The organism is Variovorax sp. P1_H12_2, from assembly GCF_056405335.1.
This window is the reverse complement of record NZ_JBFUCI010000440.1, coordinates 1-5,109: the sequence shown is the minus strand read 5'-3', so window position 1 is coordinate 5,109 and position 5,109 is coordinate 1. Positions and strand designations below refer to the sequence as shown.

General features: G+C 71.8%; 6 protein-coding genes. All 6 read left to right on the top strand.

Annotation, left to right across the window (positions count from 1 at the left end; all coding sequences use genetic code 11):
• A partial coding sequence (locus AC1D2K_RS29460; protein ID WP_478093330.1) for a ComEC/Rec2 family competence protein occupies positions 1 to 1,055 on the top strand: 1,055 nt, incomplete at its 5' end.
• A gap of 108 nt (positions 1,056 to 1,163) precedes the next feature.
• A complete protein-coding gene (locus AC1D2K_RS29455) occupies positions 1,164 to 2,015 on the top strand; it encodes an IclR family transcriptional regulator (RefSeq protein ID WP_478093328.1) in 852 nt (283 codons plus the stop codon).
• Complete coding sequence (locus AC1D2K_RS29450) at positions 2,015 to 3,166, top strand: thiolase family protein (protein WP_478093326.1); 1,152 nt, start codon at positions 2,015 to 2,017, stop codon at positions 3,164 to 3,166. The genes AC1D2K_RS29455 and AC1D2K_RS29450 overlap by 1 nt, the downstream gene beginning before the upstream one ends.
• A complete protein-coding gene (locus AC1D2K_RS29445) occupies positions 3,163 to 3,543 on the top strand; it encodes a Zn-ribbon domain-containing OB-fold protein (RefSeq protein WP_478093324.1) in 381 nt (126 codons plus the stop codon). The genes AC1D2K_RS29450 and AC1D2K_RS29445 overlap by 4 nt, the downstream gene beginning before the upstream one ends.
• Positions 3,544 to 3,581: 38 nt before the next feature.
• Positions 3,582 to 4,580: a tripartite tricarboxylate transporter substrate binding protein gene (locus AC1D2K_RS29440; protein WP_478093322.1), complete on the top strand. Its 999-nt coding sequence runs from the start codon at positions 3,582 to 3,584 to the stop codon at positions 4,578 to 4,580.
• A 4-nt stretch (positions 4,581 to 4,584) separates the two neighbouring features.
• On the top strand, positions 4,585 to 5,109 hold a 525-nt coding region (locus AC1D2K_RS29435; protein ID WP_478093321.1), incomplete at its 3' end, for an FAS1-like dehydratase domain-containing protein.

Here is a 5,109-nt window from a genome sequence, read left to right as displayed (position 1 = left end):
TTGCCGCGCCGTTGTGGCATGCCGCCGCGTGGTCGGTGCAGGCCCTGTCGTGGGTGCTGGAGTGGCTCGCCGGCCTGCCGTTCGCGACCTTGTCGATGCCGGCGCCGCCGCTCTGGATGGCGATGGCGGGCGTTCTGGGCGGCACCTTGCTGGCGATGCGGCTGCCGGGGTCGCTGCGCCTGCTCGGGGTGCCGCTGCTGCTGCCGGCGCTGCTGTGGCAGGCGCCGCGGCCCGCCGCGGGCGAATTCGAACTGCTCGCGGCCGACATCGGGCAGGGCAACGCCGTGCTGGTGCGCACCGCCACGCACAGCCTGCTGTACGACACGGGCCCGCGCTACGGCCCCGACAGCGACGCCGRCCAGCGGGTGCTGGTGCCGCTGCTGCGGGCGCTCGGCGAGCGGCTGGATGCCGTCGTGCTGAGCCATCGCGACAGCGACCACGTGGGCGGAGCACCCGCGGTGCTGGCCGCGCAGCCGCAGGCGACGCTGCTGAGCTCGATCGAGGCCGAGCACCCGCTGCAGGTCCTGCGCCCGGCCCGGCGCTGCGAGGCCGGCCAGCGCTGGCACTGGGACGGCGTCGATTTCGAGGTCCTGCATCCGCAGGGCGACGACTACGCCGCCTTCGTCAAGCCCAGGCCCAACGCCATCTCGTGCGTGCTGCGCATCGGCAACGGCCGCGCGACCGCCCTGCTGGCCGGCGACATCGAGCGCCTGCAGGAGGCGGCGCTGGTGGCGCGCACGCCGGACCTGCGCGCCGATGTGCTGCTGGCGCCGCACCATGGCAGCAAGACCTCGTCGACCGCGCTGCTGCTCGACGCGGTGCGGCCGCGCATCGCGCTGGTCCAGGCCGGCTACCGCAACCGCTTCGGGCACCCGGCCGCGGAGGTTGTGGCGCGCTATCGGGAGCGCGGGATCGCGCTGGCCGAGTCGCCGCGCTGCGGCGCTGCGACCTGGACCAGCACGCGGCCGGAGCAGTTGGTCTGCGAGCGGGAACGGCAGGCGCGCTATTGGCATCACGTCTTGCCCCGAATGCAGGTCGTCGGGGTTTCCCCTTGAAAAGTTTCATTCACCGCAACTTTTTGTCTTTCGCTTGACGATGGGGAGCGTCGGAACTTCAATGAATGCCAGACATACAGGTTCCGCAGAACGAAACACAGGCATACGATGGCCGTCCGTCCCCGCTCCGTCCCCTCCGTGCTCGCCAACAGCGCCACCGAGCCGACCTCGTCGGTCGAGCGCGCCTGCCGCATCCTGCGAGCCCTGTCCGACCCGGGCGTCGCACGGCTGACCGACATCGCGCTGGCGACCGGCCTCGACAAGACCACCGTGCTGCGCCTCATCGAGGTGCTGATGCGCGACGGCTTCGTGGTGCGCGATGCCGATACCAAGCACTACAGCCTGGGTGCCGAACTGCTCGTGCTGGGTGCGGCGGCGCTGGCGCGCTTCGACCCGCGCCCGCTGGTGCGCCCCAGCCTGCTGCGCCTCACCGGCACCTTCGAGGACAGCGTGATCCTGTCGATCCCGAGCGGCATCGAGTCGCTGTGCGTGGACGTCGAGGAGGGGCGCTTCCCGATCCGTGCCAACTACCTCTCGATCGGCAGCCGCCGCCCGCTCGGCGTCGGTGCCGGCAGCCTGGCCTTGCTGGCCTGGATGCCCGAGGGCGAGCGCAAGGCCGCGCTCGCCGTCATCGCGCCGCAGCTCGAGCGCTATCCGCGCATCACGCCGAAGCTGCTCGAAGCGCGGGCGATGGAGGCGCGTGAGCGCGGCTACGCGGTGCTGCTCGATGTGGTGGTCGAGCGCATGGGCGGCATTGCGATGCCGATCCTCGGTGCCGACGGACGGCCGGTCGCGGCGATCAGCATCGCGGCGCTCAACGACCGCATCACGTCTCGCGAGGCCGAGTTGGCGAAGGCGCTGCGGCGCGAGTGCGCGACCTGCGAAGTGCTCTGGAGCGGCGCTGCGCACCAGAGCGCCATGGCCACCCGCAGTGCCGGCCGGCGCGCCAGGGTCCACTGATGGCCGCAACCGCCTACCTCGCGGGAGCGGGCAGCACCGCCTTCGGCCGTCACGAAGGGCTGGGCGCGCTCGATCTGATGGCCCGGGCCGCGCAGCAGGCGCTTGACACGGCCCGGCTGCAGCGCGCCGACATCGACGGCGTGCTGTGCGGCTATGCGACCACCTTGCCGCACCTGATGCTGTCGACGCTGTTCTGCGAGCGCTTCGCGCTGCGGCCGGCCTATGCCCACAGCCTGCAGCTGGGCGGTGCCTCGGGCGCCGCGATGCTGATGCTGGCGCGCGAGCTGGTGCGCGCCGGGCGCTGCCGCAACCTGCTGGTGGTGGCGGGCGAGAACCGGCTGAGCGGCCAGTCGCGCGACAGCTCGATCCAGACGCTGGCGCAGGTCGGCGACGCCGACTTCGAACTGCCCAACGGCGCCTCGGTGCCGGCCTACTACGGTCTGCTCGCATCGCGCTACATGCATGAGACCGGCACTCATGAAGAGGACCTCGCCGAGCTGGCCGTGCTGATGCGCGACCATGCGGCCGGTCACCCGGACGCCCACCTGCGGACCCCGATCTCCCTGGCCGAGGTGCTCGCGTCCCGGCCGATCGCGGCGCCGCTCAAGCTGCTCGACTGCTGCCCGATCTCCGACGGCGCCATGGCCCTGGTGGTGTCGGCCGCACCGCGTGGCGAGTCCCGCGTGGCGTTGACGGGCGCCGGGCAGGCGCACCGCCACCAGCACCTGAGCGCGATGGCCGACGTCATGCAATGCGGCGCCTCCGAGGCGGCCTCGCGCGCCTTCGACGAGGCGGGCCTGGCCCGAGGCGACATCGACTGCCTCGGCATCTACGACTCCTTCACGATCACCCTGGCCATGCTGCTCGAGGAGATCGGCTTCGCGCCGCGAGGCGGGGCGGCCGGGCGCGTGCGCCGCGGCGACTTCCGCGCCGATGGGCCGCTGCCGCTCAACACCCATGGCGGACTGCTCTCCTTCGGCCACTGCGGCGTAGCCGGCGGCATGGCGCACGTGGTCGAGATCTTCCGGCAGATGGCGGGGCAGGCCGGCGAACGCCAGCTGCGCCGGCCAAGGCACGCTTTCGTGCATGCCGACGGCGGCGTGATGTCCTCGCATGTGAGCCTGATCCTGTCGCGGGAGGGGGCGCCATGAGCGCGGAGCAAGGCGCGCTCGCCGCACCCTTCGTCGACGGCCTGGCGCGGCAGGTGCTGCGGTTCCAGTCCTGCGGCGACTGCGGCAGCCCGCAGACCTTGGCGCGCTACGCCTGCGCGAACTGCGGCGGTCCGCGGCTCGTCTGGCAGAACGCCTGCGGCCGTGCGACCGTGCATGCCGTGACGGTGGTGTCGCGGGCGCCGTCCGATGCCTTCCGCGCCCTCGTGCCGTACACGCTGGTGCTGGTCACGCTCGACGAAGGCCCGCGCCTGATGGCCCATGCCGCGGCCGGCGTGCGCATCGGCGAGCGCGTCTCGGCGACCTTCTTCGCGCACCAGGACCGGGTGCTGGTGCGCTTCGAGCCCGCGCGCGCCTGAGCGGCTTTCTTCGATCACAAAAAAGCAGGAGACACGGCATGCATGGATTCCTTCGATTCTTCCTTGGCCGGCAACGGCTCGTGGTGCTGGGGGCCGTGCTGTGCCTGGCCGCCGCTGCGGCGGCCCAGGCCCAGGCGCCGGGTTATCCAGCCAAGCCGGTGAAACTGGTCGTGCCGTATCCGCCCGGCGGCCCGACCGACATCGTGGCGCGGGTGGTCGCGCAGAAGCTCTCGGAGCAGACCGGGCAGCAGTTCATCGTCGACAACCGCGCCGGCGCCGGCGGCAACCCGGGTGCCGAACTGGTGGCGCACAGCGCGCCCGACGGCTATACGCTGGTGGTGGCGACCACGGCGCACGCCATCAATCCCTCGTTGTTCAAGAACCTCGGCTACCGGTTGCTGAAGGACTTCGCGCCGGTGTCGCAGCTCACCAGCGGGCCGCTGGTGATCGTCGCCCATCCGGCCCTGCCCGCGAACAACGTGGCGGAGCTGATCGCGCTGGCCAAGGCGAAGCCGGGCGAGCTGAATTTCGCCTCCTCGGGCAACGGCCAGTCGACCCATCTGGCGGCCGAACTGTTCGACTCGATGGCCGGCGTGAAGATGAAGCACATCCCGTACAAGGGCAGCGCACCGGCGCTGACCGACGTGATCGCGGGCCAGACGCAGCTGATGTTCGACACCATGCTGTCGGCCATGCCGCACGTGAAGAGCGGCAAGCTCAAGGCGCTTGCCGTGACCAGCCCGAAGCGCTCGCCGGTGGCGCCCGATCTGCCCACCGTGGCCGAATCCGGCCTGCCGGGCTACGAGGCCATCGCGTGGAACGGGCTGCTGGCGCCGGCCGGCACCCCGCCCGAGGTCGTGGCGCGGCTCAATGCCGAACTCAGGAAGGCACTGGCGCTGCCCGAGGTCAAGGACAAGTTCGAGGCCCAGGGTTTCGCCGCGAGCTGGAACACGCCCGAGGCGTTCGGCGGCTTCCTGCAGGCCGAGGTGGACAAATGGGCCAAGGTGGTCAGTGCCTCCGGTGCGACGCTGGATTGACGCGATGATCGATCCCGCACGCCTGAGGCACTGGCCCTTCGCCGACGTCGTTCATCGCTACACGGCCGAGGACACGATGCGCTACGCGTTGGCGCTCGGCGTCGGCGCCGACCCCATGGACCCCACGCAGCTGCGCTTCGTCAACGACACCGCGCCCGGCACGCCGCTGGCCTTGCCGACCCTGGCGGTGGTGCTCGGCTATCCGGGCGCCTGGATGCAGGATGCGGCCACCGGCATCGACTTCACGCAGATCGTGCACGGAGAGGAACAGGTGGTCTGGCACCGGCCGCTGCCGGCGGCGGGCACGGTCGTGGCACGCCATCGCGTGACCCGCATCGTCGACAAGGGGCCGGGGCGGGGCGCCACGGTCACCTATGACAAGGATCTTTTCGACCAGGCCAGCGGCGCGGCGCTCGCGACCGTGACGCACACCACCTTCGCGCGCGGCAACGGCGGCTTCGCGACCGAGGCCGCGCCGGGGGACGCGGCGCCGCCGGCACCCGCGGCGGTGCCCTCGCGCCCGCCCGAC

Coding starts and splice junctions, on each gene's coding strand:
- AC1D2K_RS29455 (WP_478093328.1), top strand. CDS start 1,164: ATGGCCGTCCGTCCCCGCTCCGTCCCCTCCGTGCTCGCCAACAGCGCC.
- AC1D2K_RS29450 (WP_478093326.1), top strand. CDS start 2,015: ATGGCCGCAACCGCCTACCTCGCGGGAGCGGGCAGCACCGCCTTCGGC.
- AC1D2K_RS29445 (WP_478093324.1), top strand. CDS start 3,163: ATGAGCGCGGAGCAAGGCGCGCTCGCCGCACCCTTCGTCGACGGCCTG.
- AC1D2K_RS29440 (WP_478093322.1), top strand. CDS start 3,582: ATGCATGGATTCCTTCGATTCTTCCTTGGCCGGCAACGGCTCGTGGTG.